The following is a 23,216-nucleotide window of genomic DNA, read 5'->3' as shown; positions in this document are numbered from 1 at the left end:
CATGTACAAACGGGTACGACTCAAGGACACGGTCGAGGTGCCGCCGCGGAACCTCGCCGACGTGACGGAGGAGCGGGTGAAAGCCCTGCTCCAGGACAAGCTCGAGGGACGGATGGACGAGGACGTGGGTAGCGTCGTGAGCGTCGTCGAGGTGCACGACATCGGCGACGGCGCCGTGTTGCCCAACCGGCCGGGCGTCTACTACGAGGCGGAGTTCGACGCCATCACCTACGACCCGGACATGCAGGAGGTCGTCGACGGCACGGTCGTCGAGGTCGTGGAGTTCGGCGCGTTCGTCGGGATCGGCCCGATCGACGGCCTGCTCCACGTCTCCCAGATCTCCAACGAGTATCTGGCGTACGACGGCGAGAACCAACAGCTCGCCTCCTCGGACACGGACAAGACTCTCGGCGTCGACGACGCCGTGCGCGTCCGGATCGTCACCAAGAGCATCGACGAGCGCAACCCCCGGGACTCCAAGATCGGCCTGACGGCCAAACAGCCCGGGCTCGGCAAGCACGAGTGGCTGGCCGAGGAGTACGAGCAACGGCAGGAGGAGGAAGCGTAGATGGCCGACCCGCGACTGGCGTGCCGGGAGTGTCACTACGTCAACGACCCGGACAGCCAGAGCTGTGACTACTGTGGATCCTCCAGCCTCACCGAGGACTGGGCGGGCTACGTGATCATCAACCACCCCGAGGAGAGCGACGTGGCCGACGAGATGGAGGTCACCGAGCCGGGGAGCTACGCGCTGAAGGTCCGCTAACGTGCTCACGCTGCCGCCCGAGCTTCGCGAGGCGTTCAAGGAGCCGTTCGGCCCGCTGTTTACCGACGTGGAGGCGCTGCTCGCCGAGGCCGAGGAGCCGATCATCGCCGTCGGCGACATGGTCACCTACCACCTCCGGCAGGCGGGTCACGAGCCACACGTCTCGGTGATCGACGGGCTGACCGAGCGCGCCGCGATCCCCGAGGAGGTCCGCGAGGCGCTCACGGACGCCGGCGAGCACCGGACCGAAGTGGTGAACGAGCCCGCGGAGCTCTCCCGGGAACTGCTGCTCGCGCTCCGGGAGGCCGTCGAGGCCGAACCCGACACGCTGCTGGTCGTCGAGGGCGAGGAGGACCTCGCGACGCTCCCCGCGGTGCTGGCGGCGCCGCTGGGTGGGAGCGTCGTCTACGGCCAGCCCGGCGAGGGGATGGTGCTGATCGAGGTGACGGAGGCCGCGCGGGCGGAGATGCGCGACCTGCTGGTGCGGTTCGACGGCGACGCGGACGCGGCGTTGGCGACGCTGGGTGTGTAGATTCGGGGTTTCTGTGGGTGTTTGCTTCTCGAGGCGCATTTCTCGATGCTGGTGGTGGCTGCGACTGGAGTGGTGACCACGACAGCACCAGCAGCTCGATCGTTGGCACCTTGTGACCGCGCCGCCCCGCACAGCCCACAGACCTCCCCAGCCGACTCGCTCGGCCTTCGGCCTCGCTCATCCCTCGCGCGCTCGTTCGCGCCGACGCGCTCACGTCGCGCGCCGACCGCCGCAGCGGTGCGGTGGCGGTGGACGTCTCGCGGCCGTCGACGAGAGCGAAGCTCTCGTCTGCCAATCAGAAATCTCCGATTTCTGATGACGGGCCTTGTGCCCGGCACCCTGCGGTCGCAAGTGGTCTACGAACGAGATGCTGTTGCGGGTGCTGTCTCAGTGACCAACGATCGAACTGTAGTCGGCGCCGTAGTCCGATCTACCACCGTAACCACCGAAACCCCGCCACCCACGGGTCGACACCCACCAACCACCGACCAGAGCGACAGTAGCCCTTCGAAATCCTTTTGCCGTTTTCCGGCGCATCTTCGGGCAACTGACCATGGAGATCGAAATCGTCGACGAGACCGAGAACCCGATGTTGCACCGTACCGACGTCCGCTTCGAGCTCACCCACGAGGAGGCCACGCCCTCGCGCCTGCAGGTCCGTGACAGCCTCGCGGCGACGCTCGACAAGGGCTCGGACGAGGTCGTGATCCGGAAGCTGGACACGAAGTTCGGCATGCGGAAGACGATCGGCGACGCGAAGGTGTACGAGTCGGCCGACGACGCCCGCGACGTCGAGCAGGACCACATGCTCGAGCGGAACAAGATCGAGGCCGACACCGAGGGCGACGCCGAGGAAGCCGCCGCGGACGCCGAGTAACGCCGGATGCGCGTTCTGGGTGTCGAGGGCACGGCGTGGTGTGCGAGCGCCGCCGTCCACGACACCGCCACCGACGAAACCTTCATCGAGTCCGACGCCTACGAACCGGAGAGCGGCGGCATTCACCCGCGCGAGGCCGCCGAACACATGGGCGACGCCATCCCGCGGGTGATCGAAACCGCGCTCGATCACGCCGACGGGGAGATCGACGCGGTTGCGTTCTCGCAGGGTCCCGGACTGGGGCCGTGTCTGCGCGTCGCCGGCACCGCCGCGCGGGCGCTCGCCGGCACACTCGACGTCCCGTTGGTCGGCGTGAACCACATGGTCGCCCACCTCGAGATCGGGCGCCACGAGGCCGACTTCGACTCGCCGGTCTGTCTCAACGCCTCGGGCGCGAACGCCCACCTGCTCGGCTTCCACGACGGCCGCTACCGCGTGCTGGGCGAGACGATGGACACCGGCGTCGGCAACGCGATCGACAAGTTCACGCGCCATCTCGGCTGGAGCCACCCCGGCGGCCCCAAGGTCGAGGAAGCGGCGAAGGACGGCGAGTACGTCGACCTCCCCTACGTCGTCAAGGGGATGGACTTCTCCTTCTCGGGGCTGATGAGCGCCGCGAAGGACGCCGTCGACGAGGGGGCGGCCGTCGAGGACGTCTGTTTCTCGCTGCAGGAGCACATCTTCGCGATGCTGACGGAGGTCAGCGAGCGCGCGCTCTCGCTGACGGGGAGCGACGAACTCGTACTCGGCGGCGGCGTCGGGCAGAACGACCGCCTGCGGGAGATGCTCGCCGAGATGTGCGAGCAGCGCGGCGCGGAGTTCTACGCGCCCGAACCGCGCTTCCTCCGGGACAACGCGGGGATGATCGCGGTCCTCGGCGCGGAGATGGCCGCCGCCGGCGACACGATCGAGATCGAAGACAGCGCGATCGACCCGGACTTCCGCCCGGACGAGGTGCCAGTGACGTGGCGCGAGAACGAGTCCGTGGCGGTGGGCCACGGCGCGACCGCGGACGACCCCTCGGGCCTCACCGACCCCCGACGCGGCGCGGAGGCCGTCGTCGATGTGCAGGACGGCGTGGTGGTGAAACGCCGGATCCCCAAGGCGTACCGCCACCCCGACCTCGACGCGAACCTCCGCCGGGACCGGACCGTCCTCGAAGCACGACTGCTCAGTGAGGCGCGCAAGGCGGGCGTGCCGACGCCGCTGGTCCACGACGTGGACGTGCCCGAAGCGACCCTTCGACTCCAGCACGTCGGCGACACGGACCTCGCGGACGCGCTCACGACCGAGCGGGCGCGGACCCTCGGCGAACACCTCGCCCGGCTGCACGGGCGGGAGCTGGTCCACGGCGACCCGACGACGAAGAACGTCCGCGTCGGCGATCGGCTGTTCCTGATCGACTTCGGGCTGGGGTATCACTCCGGCCACCCCGAGGATCACGCGATGGACCTCCACGTCTTCGAGGGCTCCGTCGAGGGCACGGCTGCCGAGCCGGCGCCGCTCTGTCGGGCGTTCGAGGACGGCTACGCCGCGGTCGGCGACGAAGCGGTGCTGGAACGTCTCGCGGAGATCCGCGGGCGCGGCCGCTATCAGTAGCCGGCGCGCGGTCCAAAACGATTTATCGCCGCCGGTCCACGGTTCGCCCATGGCAGACAACGAGAGCGGCAAGCCCGAGTCCGGCGAGCTGTTCGGCATTCCGTACAACTTCGAGGAGCCGAGTATCGGTCGGCTGCTGTCGAGCCACTGGCAGCCCGACGAGGGGATGTTCGTCGAACAGCCGTTCGGCGTCGGCTACACGCTCAACCTCGCCAACTGGCGCTCGTGGGTCGTGGCCGCCGTCGCGCTGGGCCTGTGGTGGCAGGAGAGCCAGCAGGGCGGCGACGAGATGGACGAGGAGGAGCCGGTCGAAGTCATCGTCGACGACGACTGATCACCGCGGCACGCTGTCAGCCGCGGTGTCCGACTGATCTGCCCGGCGCCGGAACGTTACCGGCCGCAGCGAGCGACTGATCCAGCCGGTCCGGAACCGCGAACCCTTTTCGGAGCCGCGCCGACGGTCCGGTAGATGCTGCGCTACGTCACCACCAACCCCGGGAAAGTCCGCGAGGCCGAGGAGTACCTCGGCGACGACTCGATCGCCCAGCTCGACTACGACTACACCGAGATCCAGAGCGACGACCTCGGGACGATCGCCGCCCGCGGCGCCCGGGAGGCGTACCGCCACGCCGGCGAGCCGACGCTCGTCGACGACGCCGGGCTGTTCGTTCGCGCGCTCGACGGCTTCCCCGGCCCCTACTCTTCCTACGCCGAGGAGACGATCGGCGTCGAGCGAACGTGGGAACTCGCCCGCGAGGAGGAGGACCGCGCGGCGTCGTTCCGCTGCGTGCTGGCGTACTGCGACGGCGAGGGGTTCGACGCCTCGCCCGACCCCGTGGACAAGGACGACCGCGTCGCCGCCGCCGCTGCGGGGCCGGACGCAGACGACGAGGCGGAGGCGCTGCCCGTGAAGCTGTTCGAGGGCCGCGTTCGGGGGACGCTGGTCGAACCGCGCGGCGAGGGCGGGTTCGGCTTCGATCCGATCTTCGAGCACGAGGGGACCACGTTCGCGGAGATGGACGAGGCCGAGAAGAACGCCATCTCTCACCGCGGGCGGGCGCTCGCGAAGTTCGCGGAGTGGCACGCCGAGCGGTAGTGTCCAGCGTGAGGCTGTGGCACGCCGAGCGGTAACCGGGAATCGCGACGCTATACGGGCAGACACGCCGTGTCGACCGATTTTTGACTGACGCCGACGCCGTGCCCGCATGGAGATCCGCCCGCTCCACGACTCGGAAGTCCCCGCGTTCGTCGACGAGCTCTGGGTACCGTTCTGTCGGGAGATGGCCGAACACGACCCCTACCACGCCCTCGCCGACGAGTACCGCGAGGGCGTGATCGAGTTCCGCCGCGAGCGCCTGACCGACGAGGATCGCATCGACCGCGTGGCGGTCGTCGACGGCGAGCTGGCCGGTTTCGTCTCCGCTGAGGTGCAGGAGGCCCCGCCCGTGTTCGCCCACGACGACACCGCCCACGTCAACGAGATCTACGTCCGGCCGACGTTCCGCCGTGAGGGGGTCGCCGACGAGCTGATGGCGGCCGCCGAGTCGTGGGGCGAGAAGCGGGACTGTGCCCACGTGACGCTCACCGTCGACGCGTGGAACGAGTCGGCACAGGCGCTCTACGAGGAGCGTTCGTACGACGTGAAGCGGTACACCATGCGTAAGCCGCTGGAGTAATCCGGATCAGGTCCGCGGGTCCCGGTCCGGGCCCGGATACTCGCCGCCGACCACTTCGGGGTAGAGCTTCTCGGGATCGAACAGCGTCGCGAACGCGTCCGGCGTCCGGACCGCCGTTTCGACGCGGTCACGGACCATCGTGTTCCCCTTCGCCCCGGTGAGTCGGTCGTCGAAGGAGAGGACGTGCATCGCGCCGCCGTGGTACGCCGACGCCAGCGCGGGGTGATCCCCCGCGGGCTGCTCGACCGGTTCGCGAAGCTCCGCGATCCGACCGCGCCAGTCCGCCGCGAGGTCGGCGTCGGCGAGGCGCTCGATCACCGCCTCGGCGTCGTCGAGCAGCGGGTCGCTGGCGACCAGCGTGAGCCACGAGTGGCTCCGGACGTGGTCGAGACACTCTCGTGCGTCGCCGCCGACCAGCAGATCTGCCGCGAGCACGTCGCTGTCGGCGACGATGCGGGCCGGCGAGGGCTCACTCATCCCTGACCTCCGCGAGCGCGTCCCTGACGGCCGGCTGGTCCGCCTCGTACTCGCTGGCGCGGGCGAACAGCGACTCCCATCGTTCGGGCATACGCCGTGGTCGGCCGACGGCCGTATCGGTGTTGCGGCTCGGGCGGCGTGAGCGGCCGACGCGACCTCCGGGCCGATCGAGCGTTCGCGCGTCTGACGCGGGTTTAAGTTCACTCGATCGCTGTATGGGGACGGGCGCACACCTACAGTTCCCATCCTCGCAGTGTGCCCGACACGACTCCCACCGACGACGCCCGCCCGTCGATTTCCCCGCCCCCGGTGACGGGGCCGGGCGTCGTCGTCTTTCCCCACTCGGCGTGAGCGTTATCCGCGACTGGCGCCTATCTCCGGCGAATGATGGCCACGACCCACGCGCTGGCGGGGCTGCTCCTCTCGGTGCCGGTGGCGCTGGCCGCGCCGGAGTTCGCCGTCGCCGCCGCCGTCGCGGGCTTTTCTGGCGGCGTGTTCCCGGACCTCGACATGCCCGGGCAGCACCGCCGCACGCTCCACTTCCCCGTGTACTACACGCTGGCCGCCGCGGCGGTCGGCGTCGCTGCCGTCCTCGTGCCGTCCCCGTGGAGCGTCGGCGCCGCGCTGTTTCTCGCCGCCGCGGCGGCTCACTCCCTGACGGACGTACTCGGCGGCGATCTCGAACTCCGGCCGTGGGAGCAGCGCGGCGACCGCGCGGTGTACAGCCACTACCACCGCGAGTGGTGGCGGCCGCGTCGCTGGGTCCGGTACGACGGCGCCCCCGAGGACGCCGTGGCGACGCTCGGACTCGGGCTGCTCGCGCTGGCGGCGTACGACGGCGTGTTCGACGCGATCGTCGTCGGAACGGTCGCCGTCGGGCTGGTCTACGCGTTCCTCCGGCGCCGAATCGTCGACTGGGGGGAGCGGGCGGTCGACGCGCTGCCCGAGGAGACGGTCGACCGGATCCCGGACTCGCTGATCGAGGACCTGCGCTGACCGGGCGACGCGCTTTTCGCTCCGGCGTCCCCGCGATCGGCCATGGAGACAGTCGACATCGACGAGGCGTTCGACGCGTTCGAGGAGCGATGGGCGCCGCGGCTGCTCGCGTCGCTCAACGGGCAGGAGCTGAAAGCCGCCAAGCTCGAGGGGGCGTTCGTCTGGCACAGCCACCCCGACGCCGACGAACTGTTCTGGGTGATCGAGGGCGATCTGACCCTCGAACTCGAAGGCGAGCCCGACCAGCAGCTCTCGGACGGCGAGCTCGGGGTCGTCCCGGCGGGCGTCGAACACCGCCCGGTCGCCGACGGGCTGGCGAAGGTCGTCCTGTTCGAGCCTGCCGGCACCGAGAACACGGGCGACGCCGACGCCGAGGACCGGAAGCGAGAGGTCCAGACGCTGGAGGATTAGAGCGGGTCGATCTCGGGACCGTCCTCGCCGGGCAGTCGGTCCAGCGCGAACGCGCCGGTGAGCACGACCCCAGCGACGAGTAGCCCACCCACCGCTTCCCCGACGGTGTGGGCACCGGTCGCGACGCGACTCCAGACGAGCAGCGGTGCCACGAGAAGTAGCGGCGCAAATCGGCGGTCGGCGGCGACCAGCGCACCCGCGGGCACGGCGGCGTAGATGACGTGACTCGACGCGTCCCACAGCGGGACGACCACGAGGTGGAGAACTGAGGTGGCGATCAGGAGCACGGCGTACGGCGGGACGAGCGCACCCCAGTCGAACTGCCGCCACGCGAGGGCGATTCCGGCGAACGCGACGATCAGGCCGAGCGCGGCGAAGAAGTCGTCGCCGCCCGGGACACCGGTGCCGAGGGCTGCCGGGCCGCCCTGATAGACGGCGAACGCGAGGACCCACGCGCCGGCGACGATGCCCAAGCGTGCGGCGAGCGGTTTCGCGTCGAGAGCGTTGCGTCGCTCGTAGCCGACGAGGAGTAGGGTCGCGAGGAGGACGAACAGTTCGGGGGCGAAGACGGTGGAGACGGTGTCGGCGAGGGCCATACGCGTGGGGGTGGGACGGTGCGAAAAAGGCGTTTCGTCACGGCGTGGCCGTCGCTCGTTGGGTGGAGTTTCGGAAGAAGCCTCGGCCGGGATTTGAACAGCGTCAGACGGTCGCTCGCTCCGCTCGCGCTGCGACTGACTGGCGCAAATCCCGGCTACGGCTTTCGCTCGTCACGTTGTTCCTCACAGAAAGCCTAGGCCGGGATTTGAACCCGGGCTCTCGTCCTTACCAAGGACGCGCTTTACCGCTAAGCTACCCAGGCGCGCACCTCCTCGTACTGCGGTTCCGTGTATAGGGATTTCGATTCGCCCCGGCTCAGGGATCCGTTCCCGCGCTCCGGGTCGCCGAGCCGACGTAGCCGTCGGAGAAGCCGGCGAGTCGATCCCGCGTCGGCTCGGCGAGCAGCTCCGGCGCCGCCGGGAGCGCCCCCTCGTAGGAGCGGGCCAGCTCCGCCGCGAACCCCAGCAGCTCCTCGGAGGCGGTGCCGTCGACGGCGGCGACGCCGGCGACGACCGCGAGTTCGAACACGTCGGCCTCGAGGTTCCGGTCGATCGCCGCGGGGTTGTCGGTCCGCTCGCGGTCGGTCTGGTCGCGGCCGAACGCCCGGACCGTCTCGACCGCGCGGTCGGCCGCGGGCGTCCGGGCGAGCAGCGAGAACCCCCGGGAGACGAGCACGTCGGCGGCGACGACCGAGAGGTCCGCCTCGATGTCGTTCTCCGGGTCGATCGCCCACGGCTCCTCGTGGGCCAGCTGTCGGGTGAGCGAGAGTCCCTCGTAGATCAACTGCACGCCGGCGGCGAGTTCGCCCAGCTCGGTCACGTCGACGCTCTCGTCGAACGCCCGGGCGGTCGACAGCGTCAGCGCCCCTGGGACCATCGACGCCGCTTCCAGTCGCTGGTCGAGCGTCTCCCGGAGGGGCACGGGCTCGATCTCCCCCAGCGCGTCCCGGGCCGAACGGCGGGCCACGGCGGCGTCGTCCATCGTCTAGGGTAAGTCGCGGCGGAGGCAAATGCCTTTGGAAAGCCCCCGAAAGCGCGACGAGCGACGGCCAGCAGCGCCGGTTCGTCGATCCGCCGCGACCACCCGATAGCGAAGGGTTATGGGCGCCGGGGGCGGTGTAGGGTGTATGGTCGAGTGTGAGTACTGCGGGGCGGCCTTCGACGACGAGGCGGCCTACCTCGAACATCTCGGCGACGAGCACGCCGAGGAGCTCGGACCGATAGACCAACGCCGGGTCGAGGCTGCCGGGGGCGACGACGAGGGACTCCCGATCGTGGGCCTCCTGTCGGGCGCCGCGGTGCTGGTGGTGTTCGTCGTCGCGATCTGGTTCTTCTTCCTCAGCGGCGGGGGCGGCGGCACGGATCTCGACGCCGAGCCGGCGGGGATGGAGGACGAGCCGCTGCCGAACCGCGGCGCCGACGAGTGGATCTCGCAGGCCGAGACGTTCGAGAGTCAGGGGCGTGACCACCGCTCGGGCAACATCGACTACGACACCGTCCCGCCGCTTTCGGGACCGCACTCCAGCGACTGGGTGTCGGCGGGCTTCTACACCGAGACGCCCCGGATGGAGGAGTTGGTCCACTCGCTGGAACACGGCGCGGTCGTGATCTACTACGACGAGGCGAACCTCTCCGACGAGGCGGAGGCCAGCCTCCGGGCGTGGGCCGCGAACAAGGACGGGCAGTGGCAGAGCGTCATCGTCGCGCCGAACCCCAACGAGAACCCTCGCGGCGACTACGTGCTGACGGCGTGGACCCACCGCCTCGTGATCGACGACTACGACGCCGAGGCGGTGCAGGCGTTCGCCGCGGAGTACCTCGGTCGCGGGCCGGAAAATCCGGTGCGGTAGACTGGGCGCTACACAGTCACGGCATTCGCTCTGTCGTCGCGGCACGGAGGCCGCGACAGGTCGCGCGCTGTGACTGGTTTCACTCCCGCACGGAGAGTTCGGGCGACGGCGGCATCGAGCGCTTGTGTGCGCTCCCCTCGACCAACTCCTCGACGCGTTCGACGTGCTCCTCGGTGACGCCGTCGACGTAGCGCACCGTCGCGGCCTTCGACAGCGGGCCGTCGACGTGCAGCGCGAGCACGGCGTCCAGGTGGTCGTAGTTCAGCCCCATCTCCTCCTCGTCGGTCTGGCCCTCCCACATCTCGGCGGTGGGCGTCTGCATCACCAGTTCGTGGGGGACGCCGACGTGCGCGGCCAGCTGGCGGACCTGCTGCTTGTACAGGTCGCCGATGGGGTTGCAGTCGACGGCCTGATCACCGTACTTCGTGAAGTAGCCGGTCATCGCCTCGCTGCGGTTGCCCGTCCCGAGGACGATGCGGTTCTCCGTGTTGGCGACGTAGTAATTCAGCACTGCACGCGTCCGAACGCGGACGTTCCCCGCGGCGGTCTTGTCCTCGATCCCCTCGGGGTAGGCTTCGTCGAACGTCTCGGCGATCGGCTCGATCTCGATCACGTCGTAGGGGATGCCGAGCGACTCCGCGACCGCCTCGGCGTCGCTCATCAGCTCCTCGTCGCTGACCCGTGCGGGCATGGTGAGCCCGTGGAGGCCGTCCTCGCCAAGCGCCTCGACGGCGAGGTAGGCGGTCAGCGTCGAGTCGATTCCGCCCGAGAGGCCGAGCACGGCGCCCTCGGCGCCGGCGGCGTCGACGGTGTCCCGGATGAACGAGACGATCTCCTCGCGGGCGGTTTCGAGCTCTGCCTCCGAGAAACGGATGTCCAGCGGTGCGTTCTCCGTGAGGACGTCTTCGGGCATGGGCGATCGTTCTGCCGCGGGTGACAAATAGGCACTCCCCGATCCCGGGAGGTGGACGCGCGTCCGGTTTCGGTAGGGGGTGGCGGAATCCGAAACCGACTTACCGGAGGCTGGCGTTCCTCGAAACAGAGCGCCGTTGGTCCAGTGGTAGGACAGTAGCTTCCCAAGCTACCGGCCCGGGTTCAATTCCCGGACGGCGCACTCTCTCCCTTCGGTCGTTCGTGCGCCGTCCGTAGTCTCACTCGCTCACTGCGTTCGCTCGCGAGACTCCCGGACGGCGCTTCTGTGTCACGGGACGAACTGTTCGGCCTTCACTTGCGTCGTTTTGACGCGGCTTCGGACGAACGGCTGGGCGTACAGCCGGCTCTAACCGTCGTCGGTTCGGGCGGCTTCCAACGCGGCGACTACTTCCTCGCTTGTCGTGTCGCTGTCAGCGTAGGGATCAGCGACGGCCGTAAACGGCCCCGAATTCTCGATTTTCTCTGCGCGTCTCACTGCTTGTTCGAGTCGGCCGATGACTGCTCCGAACCGTTGGGCGGCTTCCTCGGGTGCGACCCATCTCGCGAATTCGTGCTCTTCGTTCAGCGTCACCTCGCGCTCGTCGGTTTCACAGCGGTAGACGAGCGCCACCATCGGCGTGCCGGAGTCGTCCGCCCAGCCGCCGTACAGGGTTTCAACTGGAGGTCCGACTCTGGCGTCGATACCCAGTTCCTCTTGGAGTTCTCGCCGGAGACCGTCGACCAGAGTCTCGCCGAACTCGAAAGTTCCGCCCGGTGGCTCGGGGGTCTCGTCACTTCCAGTCACCAGTACGTCGCCGTCCGGACCGAACAGGATCGCTTTCTGGGTGATCTTGCCGACGAACGGTTCTCGGCCGTCTTCGCTCATTCCTCGGTATCCGGCGGGTTCAGATCGCGCTCGAACTCGTCGAACACCTCGAGATCCTCGGGGAGGTCGTACTCGATCCGTCGCTCCTCCTTGTTCCGGTCGAGCCGGTCCTCGACGGGCGCGGCTTCGGACTCCCAGCCCGGCTTCACGCGAACGGATTTCGCGGGCTGGCCGACAGCGACGTGGTGGGCGGGCACGTCGCCGTCGACGACGGCCTTCGCGCCGACGACGGAGTTCTCGCCGAGCTTCGAGCCGGCGCGGACGAGCGTGTCGTAGGTGAGCCGGGCGTCGTCCTCGATGATCGTCCGGTAGTTCTTCACCTCGGTCTGGTCGACGATGTCGTGGTCGTGGGAGAGCACGTGCGCGGAGTCCGAGATCGAGACGCGGTCGCCGATCTCCAGCGCGCCGCGGTCGTCGAGATGGACGTCGTCGTGGACGACCACGTTGTCGCCGACGGTGATGTTGTGGCCGTAGGTGAACGTGATCCCCTTGAAGAAGCGGCAGTCCTCGCCGACCTCCTCGAACAGGTGTTCCGCGAGCATCTGCCGGAACCGCAGCGCGAACTCGATGTTGTCGGCCATCGGCGTCGCGTCGAACTGCCGCCAGAGCCACTGGAGGTGTTTCGAGCGCTGGAACCGGTCCTCGTCCTTCTCGGCGTAGTACTCCGACTCCAGCGTCGCGTTGCACGGGTCGTACCCCTGCAGGCGCACGCGCTCCGCTGGCGTCACGTCGCCGCCGTCCTGCCAGCGCTCGTAGGCGTCGCGGTCGCCGAACAGGTCGACCAGCGTGTCCTGCACCACGTCGCAGGTGTCCTCGTCGGAGGAGAGCCGTTCGTCGACCTCCTCGATGAAGGCGTCCACCCCGGCCTCGGCGTCCGGCGGGAGCGAGGCGTGCCGTTTGGTCATGTCCGGAGGGTGGAGTGGCGCGGCCAAATGGGTTCGGGTGTCCGCACGTGATGCACGTCCGGTTATGGGTATGACCTGTGGGAGTCGTGGCCGATACTGCAAACAGTGGCTCGATCGTTGGCTACTCGGACAGCGACCGCGACAGCGCCTCGTTCGTAGACCACTTGTGACCGCAGTGCGCCGGGCATGAAGCCCATCATCAGAAATCGAAGATTTCTGATTGGCAGACGAGAGCCTGCGGCTCTCGTCGACGGCGCAGCGCCGAGTCCCCACCCCTCCCCCGCGGGCCGGCGACCGGTGCCGGCCCGCGGCGTCCACTGCCACCGCACTGCAGTCGCTGTTGGCGCGAAGCGCGAGCGCCTCCGTGCGCGAGCCGAGCGCGAGGGACGAACGAGCGAACGGACGTGAGCGAGTGAGTCGGCTGGGGAGGTCCGTGGGCTGTGCGGGGCGGTGCGGTCGCAAGTGGTCTAGCACCGACCTGCTGTTGCCGTCGCTGCCGGCGAGAGCCCGTATCACACCGAAAAACGACCGAAAACGAATAGCCCTCCGACGACCGAATCAGGCCAAGAACACGTGCCGCGGCCGGTCCGCCAGCACGTCACGACCCCACTGCACCGTGTCGCGGAACGCGTCCGAGCGGAAGAACTCCATCGCGTCGTCCTGCGAGCGCCACTGGCTCGCGATGAACATGTCGTTCTCGTCCTCGCGGTTGACCATCAGGTCGGTCTCGAAGTGGCCGTCCATCTCTTCGAGCATCTCGCCGACGGTGTCGAACTTCTCGACGAACTCCTCCTGGTAGTCGGGCTTGACGGTGTAGAACATCCCCATCGTGCCGAAGCCGGACTCCTCGCCGGCGCGCTCGACCACGCCCGGCAGGTCCGAGAGGAACCCCGCCGCGGTCTCGGCGGCGCTTGCGGTGTCCCAGATGCTCACGACCGCGACGCGGTCGGTGTACGTCCCCTCGTACACCGCCGTCTTCACGTGAGTGTCGTAGTGCTCGAAGTTGCCGCGGAGGCCGTCGACCTCCTCGCTGACTTCCTCGGCGTCGGCCTCGCTGTACAGCACCGTCGCGTACACGTCCTCGCCGTGGGGCTGGCCCGCGTAGATGTCGAGGTCCTCGAGTTGGCCGCGGATGTCGCCCGCGTCGGCTTCGTCCTCGTCGTCGCCGTGGTCGTGGTGACCGTCGCCGTCGCCGTGGTCTCCCTCACCGTGATGGTGACCATCGCCGTGGTGGCCCTCGCTCTCGCCGTGGTGGTGACCATCAGGATGACCGCCGTCGTCGCCCGTCGGCACCGTCTCGCCGCGCAGGTACGCGCCCAGATCAGCGGGCGGGAACCGCCGGCCGACGAAGAAGGAGCCGAACTCGCCGTACTTCGAGGTGGCGTCGTCGAACCGGAGCTCGTAGACGATGTCCTTGATGTCGACGGCGTCGCCGGCGAACAGCGTCACGCCCCACTCCCAGTCGTCCAGCCCGAGCGAGGAGGAGATGATCTGGTCGACCTTCCCGCCCCACTTCCGGGCGGTCTCGCCGTGGCCGGCCATCAGGTCCGCGCGCTCGTCGAACGGCAGGTCGTACCAGTTGACCTCCTCGCCGCGGCGCTTGTCCATCGGGTAGAAGCAGACGTACTCGTCGTCGGGCAGTTCGGGCTTGATCTTCCCCTCGATGTACTGCTTCAGCCCCTCGTCGACCTCCTCCTCGTCCTCGGCGAAGTAGGCGTCGGAGACGTACCCCGACACCTCCGTCACGGAGACGTAGGAGGTGGCCTGCTCGGTGAACTCCCCCAGTGCGGTGTGCTCGAACCGCCGCTCGGCCGTCGAGAGGTGATCCAGCGTCGGGCGGAGATGCATCACCAGCAGGTCGGCCTTGTCGCCGACGACGCTGAACACCGCCGAGGTACCCTCGTCGGCGTCGACGACGGCCTCGTGGTCCTCGAGGTACTCCACGCCTTCCGCGACCGCGCGCTCGCGCTCGCGGTCGGGGGCGTCGCGCCAAGCGTCCCAGTCGACGTCACGGAAGTCGTGGAGGACGAACCAACCCTCCTCGGTCTGCGGTGGCTCCGTCATGCTTCAGGGTCGGGACTGTGGGGGCTTGGGCGTTGCGTGTCACTCCGCTCACGAACGATTGAACGGGCGGATTTTCCCGTTACCGCCCGAATCAGTCGCTGAAGCGCCGCTTCCCGGACCGAAACCCTTTCAGAGAACCCCCTCCGTACGGGGAACGATGCGGAAGAGCGGCCCCCCGAAAGGCCTCATCTCGTACATCGTGCTCGAACTCCTCGAGGAGAAGCCCCGGTACGGGTACGAGATCCTCAAGGAGATCGGCGACATCAGCGGCGGTCACTGGGAGCCGTCCTACGGCTCCGTCTACCCCATCCTCTACAAGTTCGAGGACAACGGCTGGGCCGAGCGGATCGAACGCGAGGACGAGCCCGATCGGAAGTACTTCGAGCTCACCGAGGCGGGCGAGCAGGAACTCGCCGAGAAGCGCGTCGAGACCGGCGCGAAGGCCCGGGAGTTCGCCGACGTGATCCTCGGCTTCTACCACGTCTACGTGAGCTTCGCCACCGACGAGCGGTTCGACGTGGAACAGCCCGCCGAACACTGGCGCTTCGACGAGACGTTCTCGCGGTGGATCTGCGAACAGGTCGTCCGGCACCACGAGTACTACTTCGACGACTTCGAGCGCATCGACGACACCCCCGAGGAGTTCTACGACCGGATGGACGTCGAGGAAGACCCCAACTGACGCTCAGTTGAGGAGCTGCGGCCCGAACACCACGAGCAGCAGCGACGCGAGCATCGCGAGCCCGACGCTCGTCGTGATCGCCCGCGTCAGCGTGTGCTTGTCCTCGACGGGCAGCCGTGCGACCACCGCCTCGACGCAGGCCCGGAGGATCCGCCCGCCGTCGAGCGGGTAGCCCGGGATGCAGTTGAAGAAGGCGAGGTTGAGGTTGATCCAGCCGGTCCAAAAGAGGAGGTTCGCCAGCAGGAACACCCCGCCGCCGAGCGGTTCGAGCGGCCCGGTGATCTCGTAGAAGTTCCGGTTGGCCGCGACGAAGCCGGCGAAGTTGTACTGCCCACCGCCGACCGCGCCGATGAACGGTAGCAGGAGGACGACGAGCACCAGACCGAGCACCGAGCCGCCGGCGGCGACGACGCCGACACCGCCGTCGCCGTTCAGCAGCGAGAGGAACCCCGCCGCCGGGTAGTAGTCGACGCCGAGGCTGCTCGTGCCGACGCCGCTGTACTCGCCGTCCGACAGCGGCGCGATGCCCAGATAGCCGCCCGACTCGTTCTCGCGGTAGTCCTCGACCAGCGTCACCGTCGCGCTCCGCCGCTCGCCGTCGACGACCGCGACGACCTCGACTGTCTCGCCGGGGTTACGCTCCTCGAGCGCAGCCGTCACGTCCGCGGCGGTGTGGGTGATCTGCCCGTCGATACTGAGCAGCGTGAACGGCGTTCGAGCGGGGAACCCCGCGGAGTCGTTGAGCGGGTGGTCCCCGGGCTGGCCGCCGATCCCCGGGAGGTCCGGGGCGGTCGCCCGGACGAGCACGCCCATCGGTCCGGTCGTCGTGTCGCCGTCGGCGGTCGTGATCGTGACGCTCGTCCGGTTCCCGACCGCCTCGCGGAACCCGCGTTCGGTGCGGACCTCGGTGCCGTTGACGGCGGTGATCGTGTCGTTCACGTCCAGCCCGGCCGCCCCCTCGCGGTCGAACGGCGAGCCGCCGGCGACTCTGGTAACGAGCAGCGAGCGTTCCACGGTCGTCTCGGTGCCGTCGCCGAGCGTGACCGTCACCTCTGTCTCGTTGCTGTTCGCGAGATAGGCGTCGAGTTCGCTGCCGTTCGTGATCTCGCGGTCGCCGACCATCACGATCCGGTCGCCGCCGTCGATCCCGGCCTCGGCGGCCGCTGAGCCGGGTTGGGTGCCGCCGATCGCGGCGCCGGGGGCGACGGCGATCGAGCCGACGACCGGGCCGAGCAGCAGCGCGAACGCGACGATAGTGACGAGGTAGTTGTTGGTGACGCCGGCGGCGAACATCCGGGCGCGGGCGCCGCGGTCGGCCGCCCGCTGGCTCTCCTCGTCGGGTTCGACGAACGCGCCGATCGGGATCACCGCGAGCGTCACCAGCCCCATCGACTCGATGTCGATGTCGCCGACGCGACAGAGCAGCCCGTGGCCGCCCTCGTGGACGACCAGCCCGACCAGCAGGCCGGCGACGATCTCCGGCGCGACCGACAGCGGGAGAAACTCGTTGACGCCGGGAATCACCAGCACGTTCGCGGGCTCGTTCACCGGCGACGGCGCGGGCGGGTTTTCGAGGATCAGCCGCCCCTGCCGGAGCAGCAGGACGAACATCCCGACCATCACCACCAGCGTCGCGCCGAGGCCGACGTTGGTCCACGCCCGCCAGAAGCGTTTGGGGCCGGCGAGCCAGTTGAGGAACGCCCGACCGCGCTTGGTGTGGATCGTCGTGATCGGCCCGGAGACGCTGATCGAGTCGGGGACCAGCCCCCGTTCGTCGAGCCAGTAGGCCGCCAGCGAGTAGGCGGCCACGCCGACGAGTATCCACGTCAGCGGGCCGAGGGTGGGAACAGCCTGTAACAGCCCGTCGATCATCTGCGTGTGGGTCCGGCCCGGCCGGGCAAAGGCGTTCGGGTCCGACGTTACGCCGCCGCTGGACGCCGCGACGGGATCGGGGGGCTACCCCTCCCGGCGGAGCCGCTCGACGACGAACGACTGGTCGAGTTCGCCGAGGAACTCGCCCAGCCGTGGCCCCTGCTCCTTGTCGAAGAACAGCCGGTAGCCCGCGGCGAACAGGTCGCCCGTCTCCAGGCCGTGCTCCTCCGCGAGCTCGTAGATCTCGCCCTGGATCGCGTCACCGTCGTGGCCCTCGGCGACGAACTCGGCGAGGTCGTCCAGCGCTGCCCGCTCGTCGGCGGTGAGGTCGGTGTCGGGCAGGTCGGTCTGGAGCCGGTAGTTGTAGGCGTTGTCACAGCGCTCGCCCCACGCGCGGGCCTTCTCGACGCGGGCGAGCGCGTCGTCGATCGCCCACTCCGGGGCGTCCTCGGGGATGTGCCCCTCGTTGCGGGCCATCTGGATGCGAAGGTCGCGGTCCTCGACCATCCCCAGTACGGCGGCGAACGTGTAGGGGAGGCGGATGCGCTCCTCGCGGACCTCCTCAACCACGAACGGGTACGCCCGGTTCGCGAACCGCTCCAGTTCCTCGTCGTCGACATCGCCGAAGTAGGCGCGCTCGAAGCGGTCGAAGTCGTCGACCAGCTGATCGAGCCGGGAGATGTCGAAGTCTCGGGCCTTGTTCGGGTCGAGCGCGAAGAAGTACCGCAGGACTTCTGGTTCGAGCAGGTCGAGCACCTCGGGGACGGTGACGACGTTGCCCGAGGATGAGGAGAGCGGCTCGCCGTTGAGCGTGAACCACTCGTAGGTCATCGGCACGGGGGGCTGGATGCCGAGCACCTCCCGGGCGATCTCCTCGCCGGAGGGCCACGAGCCCTCGGCGTGGTCCTTGCCGAACGGCTCGAAATCAACCCCGAGAAGGCTCCACTGCGCGGGCCACTCGAAGCGCCACGAGAGCTTGCCGTCCCGCAGGGTCGCCTCGCCGGCGTGACCGCAGCCCTCGATCTCGCGGTCGCCCGCGGTGATGCCCGTACACTCGTACTCCACCGTCCCCTCGTCCAGATCCGCGACGGTCACGTCGGTGGTGACGATGCCGCACTCCTCACAAACCACGCGGAACGGAGAGTAGTCGGCGTCCACGGAGTCCTGATAGTCGGCCAGTACCTCGCGGGCGGTGTCGACGTTCTCGAGGATCGTCCGGATCTCCGGCTCGAACTCCCCGGTCTCGTACAGTTCGGTGTTCGAGAGCACCTCGACGGGCACGTCCACCATCTCGGCGGCGCCGGCGAGCAGGTCCGCGAAGTGCTCGCCGTAGGAGTCGTGGCACTCCCCGAACGGGTCGGGGATCGCGGTGTAGGGCTTGCCGAGGTTCTTCCCGAGCGCGCCGGCGTCTACGTCGCCCAACTCCACCACGTTCCAGTCGGCGTCGGCGAGCCGTCGCGGGAGCTTCCGGAGCGGGTCGCGGTCGTCGGAGGTGAACACCTGCCGGACCTCGTGGCCGCGCTCGCGGAGCACCTCGGCGACGAAGTAGCCGCGGACGATCTCGTTGAAGTGGCCGAGGTGGGGGATGCCCGAGGGGGAGACGCCGCCCTTGATGACGATCGGGTCGTCGGGGTCGCGGGCCTCCACGTCGTCGGCAACGGCGTCGGCCCAGAACGCGTGGAATCGTGTCTCGCCGCCGCCGTCGCCGGCGTCGCTGCCCGCGGTCGGGCCGGAGGAGGGGCCGGCGGCGTCGGCGTCCGGGTCGGGAGTCCGTTCGCTACTCATGCTGGGTCCAGTACGTCGGCTCGTCGCTCTCGCCCGTGGGGACGATGTCGGTGCCACTGTGTTCGCCGCGCAGTACGGCGTCGACGACGGCTTGGGGGTCGGTACCGTCGAGGACGATCGTGCGAAGCGACGAGCGTTCGATGAGTTTGGCCGCGAGCAGGTCGACCGGGGCGGAGGCGCCCGCGCCGCGGTCCATCGGCGCGATCACCTCGACCAGTTCGCTGGGGGTGAGCTGGCCGTACTGCTCGGCGTCGTCGTCGGTTTCGGGGTCGGCGCTGTAGACGCCGTCGGCGCTGGTCGCGAACACCAGCAGTTCGGCGTCGATGTACTCCGCGAGCGCGGCCGCGACGGCGTCGGTGGTCTGCCCGGGCGTGATACCGCCCATGACGACGGTGTCGCCCCCGCGGATCGCCTCGCCGGCCTCGTCGTAGCTCGTGGCGGGCGTCCGCTGGACGCCGTGGCCCATCGCCGCGATCAGCAGCCGGGCGTTGAGCCGCGTGACGCCGATCCCGAGCTCGTCGAGCTGGAACTCGTTGGCCGCCAGCTCCCGGGCGGCGCCGATGTACTGCCGGGCGACGGTGCCGCCGCCGACGACCGCGCCCAGCTCACAGCCCTCCGCCGAGAGCGTGCCGAGGGCGTCGGCGAACCCTTCGACGCGCTCGGGGTCGAGACCCGGAGCCAGTACGCTACCCCCGATAGAGACGACGACTCGCATTAGGTGAAGGTCCGGCGGTGGCGGTCTTAAGGGCGGTGGTCGGCGCCCGGCGAGAAAAGGCCTAAACCGGTCGCCGACCCCCATAGAGCCATGCAGGCTCTCTCCATCGTCGGCCCCGGCGCCGCCGACGTGCGCGACGCCGTCGCGGCACGGCTGGACGGCCGCGTCGCGACGGTCGGTCGGACCGACGGTATCGACGACGAGACTGCCGTCGACGGGCGATTCGAACTCGCCGACGACGGCGGCTGGACCGCCGCGGGCGACGACCGCTCCTTTGCGGACTTGCTCGACGACCTCGCGCCCGACTACGAGTACGCGGTGATCTCGGGGTTCTCGAAGCTCCGGCTCCCGACCGTCGTGATCGGCGACGAGGAGGTACCCGGTGACGTGCTCCGCCGCGTCGAGGACGCGAGCGAGATCGACCCCGACGCGCTCGCGGCGGAACTGGACGAACTGGATCCGCACGTCACGCTGGAGTCGCTGGTCGAGGCGGCCAAGCAGTCGCCGCTCGCGGAACGCTCCGGCGCCATCGCGACGTTCACCGGCCGCGTGCGGGCGAAGGACTCCGAGGACGACAGCCGCACGACCCACCTCAAGTTCGAGAAGTACGAGGGCGTCGCCGAGCAGCGGATGGCCGACATCGCCGCGGAACTGGAGGAGCGCGACGGCGTGTTCGAGGTGCTGTTCCACCACCGAACCGGCGTCGTCGTCGACGGCGAGGACATCGTGTTCGTCGTCGTGCTCGCGGGCCACCGCCGGGAGGCGTTCCGGACCGTCGAGGATGGGATCGACCGCCTGAAAGACGAGGTTCCCCTGTTCAAGAAGGAGACTACGGAGGACGAGGAGTTCTGGGTCCACGACCGCGCGTGACCCGCGCCGGGCGCGGCGAGCGTGCGATCCGGGCCGGTCTCACCCCCGATCCGGGACTCGTAACGCATCTGGAACGGAACCAGAGTTAGCGGTTCAAAACCGCTTGTAAAACGTCTAAAGCGCTATGAGGTGTTCGTAAACAATCCATTTTAGCTCTGTTTCGCGCTTCGACCGGCTTGAAACGGTTCGAACTCCGGGGGACTGTCTGGAGTTTATATGCCCCCTTAGGCCGTGGGACGGAGTGAGGCGAACACCAATGAGCGCAACCCGGAACCCCTCCACCGACGGCGTGTCCGACACCGACGAACTCTCGAAAGAGGAGCGCCTCACGCGCTACCTGCGTGAGAAGGCCGAGGACGGCGAGATGTACTTCAAGTCGAAGTTCATCGCCGACGAAGTCGACCTCTCCCCCAAGGAGATCGGCGCGCTGATGGTGAAGCTCAGCGACGCTGCCTCCGACCTTGAGGTCGAGAAGTGGTCGTACACCAGCGCGACCACGTGGCGCGTCGAGACGGCCTGACGGACCGCGCCGATCCGACTACCGCCGGGCAGCGCCCGCCGCCGGCGGTCCCCGCTGACGGTTTCCCCTCCGTTCGGTCCCCTTCTGTCGTACCAAGTCTTATGCGCGAGCATCGGTAACCGCGATTGATGGCAGACAGATCCGGGTCCGACGAGGTCCCCCACCCGGAGGCGCTCGACGCGTGGTTCCACCTGACGGCGGTCCGGCGTGACGGCGACCGAATCCGCTACTACGGCGAGCCGCTGGTCCCCCGCTCCCGGCTCGCCGACGAACTGGTGCCGGCGTTCGAGGCGGCGGGCTACGAACTCCGCTTCTCGACCGACGACGCGGGGAACGACGTGCTGGTCGCCCGTCCGATCGGTTCGTCGGCAACCTCGGAGACGGACCCCCGGCTCAACGTCGCGCTGCTGGCGGCGACGGTGTTCACGACCATGCTCGTGGGCGCGACCGTCTGGTACTACATCCCGCTCTCGGCGATCGTCGCGAACCCGCTCAGGATCCTTGAGGCGTGGCCGTTCACCGCCGCGGTGCTGGGCGTGCTGTTGACCCACGAGATGGGCCACTACGTCGCCGGCCGGCGACACGGCGTCGACGTGAGCCTCCCGTACGTGATCCCGTTCTACGTCCCGTTCGGCACCATGGGCGCGGTGATCCGGATGCGGAGCCGGGTCCCGGACCGCGAGGCGCTGCTGGACATCGGCGCTGCGGGACCGTTGGCCGGGCTGGTCGCGACGATCGTCGTCACCGCGATCGGCGTCTCGCTCGACCCGATGACGGTGCCCCAGCGCGTGCTGCAGGGGAGCGGCGAGGCGATCGTCTTCCACAACCCCCCGCTGCTGGATTTGATCGCGACCGCGCTGGGGCAGCAAACCGGATACAGCGACCCCTCGCAGGCGGTCCACCCGGTCGTGATGGGCGGCTGGATCGGGATGTTCTTCACCGTCCTGAACCTGCTGCCCGTCGGCCAACTCGACGGGGGCCACATCCTCCGGGCGGTGCTCGGGCGGCGACAGGAAACGGTCGCCGCGCTCGTCCCCGGCGCGCTGTTCGGCCTCGCGGGCTACCTCTGGTACGTCCGCGACCTCGGGATGCAGAACTCCGTTGGACTGTGGCTTCTCTGGGGGTTCATCACGCTGTTCGTCTCCTTCGGCGGCTCGGCGGACCCGATCGACGAGACGCCGCTGGGGTGGAAACGCGTCGCCGTCGCAGCGCTGACGTTCGCGCTCGGCGCGCTCTGTTTCCTCCCCGTCCCGATCGAGATCGCGACCGTCTGAGTCCCGTTTCGGCCCGTCCGGGATTTAGCCGTCGCCGTGGGTGTAGCCGCGGTCGGGGAGCGGCTCGCCGTCGGCGGTCACCCCGTAGTCGACGACTTCGCCCACCACTGTCGCGTCCGTTCCGGTCCTTTCGACCGCTTCGATCGCCGCGTCCGGATCGGGCGTCGTGAACACGAGTTCGAAGTCTTCGCCGACGTGGGCCGCACACTCCCGCCGGTCGGACTCGTTCTCGGCGATTTCCTCGACGGCGGGGTGGACCGGTAATCGGTCCCACTCGATCGCGAAGCCGCAGTCGCTTGCCTCCGCGAGCTGGTGGAGCGAGCGCGCCAGCCCGTCGCTTGAATCCATCATCGCGCTGGCGTGGCCCCGGAGCGCGCGCCCGGCGGCGATTCGGGGGGTGAACCGGAACAGCTCGTTCCCCGACTCGGTGTCGCCCGCGGCGAACCGCCGGAGTGCGGCCGCTGTCCGGCCGAGTTCGCCCGTCACGCAGACCGCGTCGCCGGGCGTCGCGCCGTCCCGATAGACCGGGTTGTCGACGTGGCCCACCGCGGTCGTCGCTGTCGTGAACTCCGTGTGTTCGTCGAGATCCCCGCCGACGTACTCGGCGTCGACCAGTTCGCAGACCTCGCTCGCGCCCCGGACGAACGCCGAGAGCGCCGCCTCCTCAAACTCGGGGGCGGCGTACACCGCGACCGCACAGGTCGCGTCGGCGCCCATCGCCGCCAGATCCGAGAGCGAGGCGCCGACCGCGCGCCAGCCGGCCGTCTCGCGGGTCGTCCCCGCCGGGAAATCCGAGCGCTCGTGGAGCATGTCGGTCGTGATCGCGAGGCCGTCGACGACCGCGGCGTCGTCGCCCGCGGCGGGCAGCGTCGTCGCCAGCGCCGCCAGCGCGCTTCGCTCGTCCATGTCTCGGCGTGGGCGTGGGCTCCGGATAAACCCCATCGACCGCCA

Annotated in this window: 26 protein-coding genes and 2 tRNA genes; 16 read left to right on the top strand and 12 right to left on the bottom strand. The window is 69.2% G+C overall.

Annotation, left to right across the window (positions count from 1 at the left end; genetic code table 11):
• Window position 1: 1 nt before the first annotated feature.
• The 8 genes from ACYQZ5_RS12295 (at window position 2) to ACYQZ5_RS12260 (ending at window position 5,450) form a co-directional block, all read left to right on the top strand.
• On the top strand, window positions 2-568 hold the full coding sequence (locus ACYQZ5_RS12295; RefSeq protein WP_379732230.1) for a DNA-directed RNA polymerase: 567 nt from the start codon (window positions 2-4) through the stop codon (window positions 566-568).
• Entirely contained in the window at window positions 569-766 is a 198-nt protein-coding gene (spt4, locus tag ACYQZ5_RS12290; protein WP_049979771.1) for a transcription elongation factor subunit Spt4, read from the top strand. It begins immediately after the preceding gene.
• A gap of 1 nt (window position 767) precedes the next feature.
• Window positions 768-1,298 (top strand): GTP-dependent dephospho-CoA kinase family protein, encoded by a 531-nt coding sequence (locus ACYQZ5_RS12285; protein ID WP_379732231.1) that lies wholly within the window; start codon window positions 768-770, stop codon window positions 1,296-1,298.
• Between the two features lie 553 nt (window positions 1,299-1,851).
• A complete protein-coding gene (locus tag ACYQZ5_RS12280) occupies window positions 1,852-2,175 on the top strand; it encodes a 30S ribosomal protein S24e (RefSeq protein ID WP_379732266.1) in 324 nt (107 codons plus the stop codon).
• Between the two features lie 6 nt (window positions 2,176-2,181).
• Window positions 2,182-3,774 carry a bifunctional N(6)-L-threonylcarbamoyladenine synthase/serine/threonine protein kinase gene (locus tag ACYQZ5_RS12275; protein WP_379732267.1) on the top strand — a complete coding sequence of 531 codons (1,593 nt, stop codon included), beginning with the start codon at window positions 2,182-2,184 and terminating at the stop codon, window positions 3,772-3,774.
• Between the two features lie 49 nt (window positions 3,775-3,823).
• Window positions 3,824-4,108 carry a DUF5808 domain-containing protein gene (locus ACYQZ5_RS12270; protein ID WP_379732268.1) on the top strand — a complete coding sequence of 95 codons (285 nt, stop codon included), beginning with the start codon at window positions 3,824-3,826 and terminating at the stop codon, window positions 4,106-4,108.
• A gap of 135 nt (window positions 4,109-4,243) precedes the next feature.
• Complete coding sequence (locus ACYQZ5_RS12265; protein ID WP_379818483.1) at window positions 4,244-4,870, top strand: non-canonical purine NTP pyrophosphatase; 627 nt, start codon at window positions 4,244-4,246, stop codon at window positions 4,868-4,870.
• Between the two features lie 109 nt (window positions 4,871-4,979).
• Window positions 4,980-5,450, top strand: coding sequence for a GNAT family N-acetyltransferase (locus tag ACYQZ5_RS12260; protein ID WP_379733002.1), 471 nt, complete (start codon window positions 4,980-4,982; stop codon window positions 5,448-5,450).
• A gap of 6 nt (window positions 5,451-5,456) precedes the next feature.
• Here the strand turns inward: ACYQZ5_RS12260 and ACYQZ5_RS12255 are convergent, their stop codons facing one another.
• Window positions 5,457-6,095, bottom strand: coding sequence for a DUF7384 family protein (locus ACYQZ5_RS12255; protein WP_459846616.1), 639 nt, complete (start codon window positions 6,093-6,095; stop codon window positions 5,457-5,459).
• A 216-nt stretch (window positions 6,096-6,311) separates the two neighbouring features.
• Between ACYQZ5_RS12255 and ACYQZ5_RS12250 the strand changes: the two genes are divergently transcribed.
• A complete protein-coding gene (locus ACYQZ5_RS12250) occupies window positions 6,312-6,923 on the top strand; it encodes a metal-dependent hydrolase (protein ID WP_459846332.1) in 612 nt (203 codons plus the stop codon).
• A 42-nt stretch (window positions 6,924-6,965) separates the two neighbouring features.
• On the top strand, window positions 6,966-7,334 hold the full coding sequence (locus ACYQZ5_RS12245; RefSeq protein ID WP_379732677.1) for a cupin domain-containing protein: 369 nt from the start codon (window positions 6,966-6,968) through the stop codon (window positions 7,332-7,334).
• On the opposite strand, the gene ACYQZ5_RS12240 is transcribed toward ACYQZ5_RS12245, so the two are convergent.
• From ACYQZ5_RS12240 to ACYQZ5_RS12230, 3 genes are all read right to left on the bottom strand, one after another.
• Entirely contained in the window at window positions 7,331-7,930 is a 600-nt protein-coding gene (locus tag ACYQZ5_RS12240) for a hypothetical protein (protein WP_379732678.1), read from the bottom strand. The genes ACYQZ5_RS12245 and ACYQZ5_RS12240 overlap by 4 nt on opposite strands.
• Before the next feature lie 191 nt (window positions 7,931-8,121).
• Window positions 8,122-8,193 (bottom strand) — tRNA-Thr (locus ACYQZ5_RS12235).
• 53 nt (window positions 8,194-8,246) lie between these two features.
• Window positions 8,247-8,912 (bottom strand): DUF7114 family protein, encoded by a 666-nt coding sequence (locus tag ACYQZ5_RS12230; protein ID WP_459846329.1) that lies wholly within the window; start codon window positions 8,910-8,912, stop codon window positions 8,247-8,249.
• A 145-nt stretch (window positions 8,913-9,057) separates the two neighbouring features.
• On the opposite strand from ACYQZ5_RS12230, the gene ACYQZ5_RS12225 reads away from it, so the two are divergent.
• Window positions 9,058-9,780, top strand: a complete 723-nt coding sequence (locus ACYQZ5_RS12225) for a thioredoxin-like domain-containing protein (protein ID WP_379731965.1) — start codon at window positions 9,058-9,060, stop codon at window positions 9,778-9,780.
• Between the two features lie 79 nt (window positions 9,781-9,859).
• Here ACYQZ5_RS12225 and ACYQZ5_RS12220 read toward each other — a convergent pair whose 3' ends face one another.
• Window positions 9,860-10,693 carry an NAD+ synthase gene (locus tag ACYQZ5_RS12220; protein ID WP_379731964.1) on the bottom strand — a complete coding sequence of 278 codons (834 nt, stop codon included), beginning with the start codon at window positions 10,691-10,693 and terminating at the stop codon, window positions 9,860-9,862.
• A gap of 130 nt (window positions 10,694-10,823) precedes the next feature.
• Between ACYQZ5_RS12220 and ACYQZ5_RS12215 the strand changes: the two genes are divergently transcribed.
• Window positions 10,824-10,894: transfer RNA gene (locus ACYQZ5_RS12215), tRNA-Gly, on the top strand.
• Window positions 10,895-11,059: 165 nt separating this feature from the next.
• Here ACYQZ5_RS12215 and ACYQZ5_RS12210 read toward each other — a convergent pair.
• The 3 genes from ACYQZ5_RS12210 to ACYQZ5_RS12200 form a co-directional block, all read right to left on the bottom strand.
• Window positions 11,060-11,578 (bottom strand): NUDIX domain-containing protein, encoded by a 519-nt coding sequence (locus ACYQZ5_RS12210; RefSeq protein ID WP_379731963.1) that lies wholly within the window; start codon window positions 11,576-11,578, stop codon window positions 11,060-11,062.
• Window positions 11,575-12,483, bottom strand: coding sequence for an acyltransferase (locus ACYQZ5_RS12205; protein ID WP_379731962.1), 909 nt, complete (start codon window positions 12,481-12,483; stop codon window positions 11,575-11,577). Before ACYQZ5_RS12205 ends, ACYQZ5_RS12210 begins: the two co-directional genes overlap by 4 nt.
• Window positions 12,484-13,041: 558 nt before the next feature.
• Entirely contained in the window at window positions 13,042-14,547 is a 1,506-nt protein-coding gene (locus ACYQZ5_RS12200) for a heme-binding protein (protein WP_379732126.1), read from the bottom strand.
• A gap of 157 nt (window positions 14,548-14,704) precedes the next feature.
• Here ACYQZ5_RS12200 and ACYQZ5_RS12195 point away from each other — a divergent pair, with 157 nt between their 5' ends.
• Window positions 14,705-15,229, top strand: a complete 525-nt coding sequence (locus ACYQZ5_RS12195; protein WP_379732127.1) for a PadR family transcriptional regulator — start codon at window positions 14,705-14,707, stop codon at window positions 15,227-15,229.
• 3 nt (window positions 15,230-15,232) lie between these two features.
• Here ACYQZ5_RS12195 and ACYQZ5_RS12190 read toward each other — a convergent pair whose 3' ends face one another.
• The 3 genes from ACYQZ5_RS12190 to pyrH all read right to left on the bottom strand — a co-directional run bounded on the left by ACYQZ5_RS12190 (window position 15,233) and on the right by pyrH (window position 19,601).
• Entirely contained in the window at window positions 15,233-17,101 is a 1,869-nt protein-coding gene (locus ACYQZ5_RS12190) for a site-2 protease family protein (protein ID WP_459846325.1), read from the bottom strand.
• Between the two features lie 84 nt (window positions 17,102-17,185).
• The gene (gene lysS, locus ACYQZ5_RS12185; RefSeq protein WP_379818652.1) at window positions 17,186-18,886 is read right to left on the bottom strand and encodes a lysine--tRNA ligase; all 1,701 of its coding nucleotides are present in this window, start codon (window positions 18,884-18,886) and stop codon (window positions 17,186-17,188) included.
• The gene (pyrH, locus tag ACYQZ5_RS12180) at window positions 18,879-19,601 is read right to left on the bottom strand and encodes a UMP kinase (protein WP_459846323.1); all 723 of its coding nucleotides are present in this window, start codon (window positions 19,599-19,601) and stop codon (window positions 18,879-18,881) included. The genes lysS and pyrH overlap by 8 nt, the downstream gene beginning before the upstream one ends.
• Window positions 19,602-19,691: 90 nt before the next feature.
• On the opposite strand from pyrH, the gene ACYQZ5_RS12175 reads away from it, so the two are divergent.
• From ACYQZ5_RS12175 to ACYQZ5_RS12165, 3 genes are all read left to right on the top strand, one after another.
• A complete protein-coding gene (locus tag ACYQZ5_RS12175; RefSeq protein WP_379732122.1) occupies window positions 19,692-20,471 on the top strand; it encodes a molybdopterin synthase in 780 nt (259 codons plus the stop codon).
• Window positions 20,472-20,727: 256 nt separating this feature from the next.
• Complete coding sequence (locus ACYQZ5_RS12170; RefSeq protein WP_379732123.1) at window positions 20,728-20,991, top strand: DUF7123 family protein; 264 nt, start codon at window positions 20,728-20,730, stop codon at window positions 20,989-20,991.
• 128 nt (window positions 20,992-21,119) lie between these two features.
• Complete coding sequence (locus tag ACYQZ5_RS12165) at window positions 21,120-22,265, top strand: site-2 protease family protein (RefSeq protein WP_379732124.1); 1,146 nt, start codon at window positions 21,120-21,122, stop codon at window positions 22,263-22,265.
• A 24-nt stretch (window positions 22,266-22,289) separates the two neighbouring features.
• Here the strand turns inward: ACYQZ5_RS12165 and thiL are convergent, their stop codons facing one another.
• A complete protein-coding gene (gene thiL, locus ACYQZ5_RS12160) occupies window positions 22,290-23,171 on the bottom strand; it encodes a thiamine-phosphate kinase (protein WP_459846320.1) in 882 nt (293 codons plus the stop codon).
• Window positions 23,172-23,216 lie beyond the last annotated feature (45 nt).

This window comes from Halolamina salina, from assembly GCF_054653455.1.
This window is presented reverse-complemented; position numbering and strand designations above follow the sequence as displayed.

Coding starts and splice junctions, on each gene's coding strand:
- ACYQZ5_RS12295 (WP_379732230.1), top strand. CDS start 2: ATGTACAAACGGGTACGACTCAAGGACACGGTCGAGGTGCCGCCGCGG.
- spt4 (WP_049979771.1), top strand. CDS start 569: ATGGCCGACCCGCGACTGGCGTGCCGGGAGTGTCACTACGTCAACGAC.
- ACYQZ5_RS12280 (WP_379732266.1), top strand. CDS start 1,852: ATGGAGATCGAAATCGTCGACGAGACCGAGAACCCGATGTTGCACCGT.
- ACYQZ5_RS12275 (WP_379732267.1), top strand. CDS start 2,182: ATGCGCGTTCTGGGTGTCGAGGGCACGGCGTGGTGTGCGAGCGCCGCC.
- ACYQZ5_RS12270 (WP_379732268.1), top strand. CDS start 3,824: ATGGCAGACAACGAGAGCGGCAAGCCCGAGTCCGGCGAGCTGTTCGGC.
- ACYQZ5_RS12265 (WP_379818483.1), top strand. CDS start 4,244: ATGCTGCGCTACGTCACCACCAACCCCGGGAAAGTCCGCGAGGCCGAG.
- ACYQZ5_RS12260 (WP_379733002.1), top strand. CDS start 4,980: ATGGAGATCCGCCCGCTCCACGACTCGGAAGTCCCCGCGTTCGTCGAC.
- ACYQZ5_RS12250 (WP_459846332.1), top strand. CDS start 6,312: ATGATGGCCACGACCCACGCGCTGGCGGGGCTGCTCCTCTCGGTGCCG.
- ACYQZ5_RS12245 (WP_379732677.1), top strand. CDS start 6,966: ATGGAGACAGTCGACATCGACGAGGCGTTCGACGCGTTCGAGGAGCGA.
- ACYQZ5_RS12240 (WP_379732678.1), bottom strand. CDS start 7,930: ATGGCCCTCGCCGACACCGTCTCCACCGTCTTCGCCCCCGAACTGTTC.
- ACYQZ5_RS12230 (WP_459846329.1), bottom strand. CDS start 8,912: ATGGACGACGCCGCCGTGGCCCGCCGTTCGGCCCGGGACGCGCTGGGG.
- ACYQZ5_RS12225 (WP_379731965.1), top strand. CDS start 9,058: ATGGTCGAGTGTGAGTACTGCGGGGCGGCCTTCGACGACGAGGCGGCC.
- ACYQZ5_RS12220 (WP_379731964.1), bottom strand. CDS start 10,693: ATGCCCGAAGACGTCCTCACGGAGAACGCACCGCTGGACATCCGTTTC.
- ACYQZ5_RS12210 (WP_379731963.1), bottom strand. CDS start 11,578: ATGAGCGAAGACGGCCGAGAACCGTTCGTCGGCAAGATCACCCAGAAA.
- ACYQZ5_RS12205 (WP_379731962.1), bottom strand. CDS start 12,483: ATGACCAAACGGCACGCCTCGCTCCCGCCGGACGCCGAGGCCGGGGTG.
- ACYQZ5_RS12200 (WP_379732126.1), bottom strand. CDS start 14,547: ATGACGGAGCCACCGCAGACCGAGGAGGGTTGGTTCGTCCTCCACGAC.
- ACYQZ5_RS12195 (WP_379732127.1), top strand. CDS start 14,705: ATGCGGAAGAGCGGCCCCCCGAAAGGCCTCATCTCGTACATCGTGCTC.
- ACYQZ5_RS12190 (WP_459846325.1), bottom strand. CDS start 17,101: ATGATCGACGGGCTGTTACAGGCTGTTCCCACCCTCGGCCCGCTGACG.
- lysS (WP_379818652.1), bottom strand. CDS start 18,886: ATGAGTAGCGAACGGACTCCCGACCCGGACGCCGACGCCGCCGGCCCC.
- pyrH (WP_459846323.1), bottom strand. CDS start 19,601: ATGCGAGTCGTCGTCTCTATCGGGGGTAGCGTACTGGCTCCGGGTCTC.
- ACYQZ5_RS12175 (WP_379732122.1), top strand. CDS start 19,692: ATGCAGGCTCTCTCCATCGTCGGCCCCGGCGCCGCCGACGTGCGCGAC.
- ACYQZ5_RS12170 (WP_379732123.1), top strand. CDS start 20,728: ATGAGCGCAACCCGGAACCCCTCCACCGACGGCGTGTCCGACACCGAC.
- ACYQZ5_RS12165 (WP_379732124.1), top strand. CDS start 21,120: ATGGCAGACAGATCCGGGTCCGACGAGGTCCCCCACCCGGAGGCGCTC.
- thiL (WP_459846320.1), bottom strand. CDS start 23,171: ATGGACGAGCGAAGCGCGCTGGCGGCGCTGGCGACGACGCTGCCCGCC.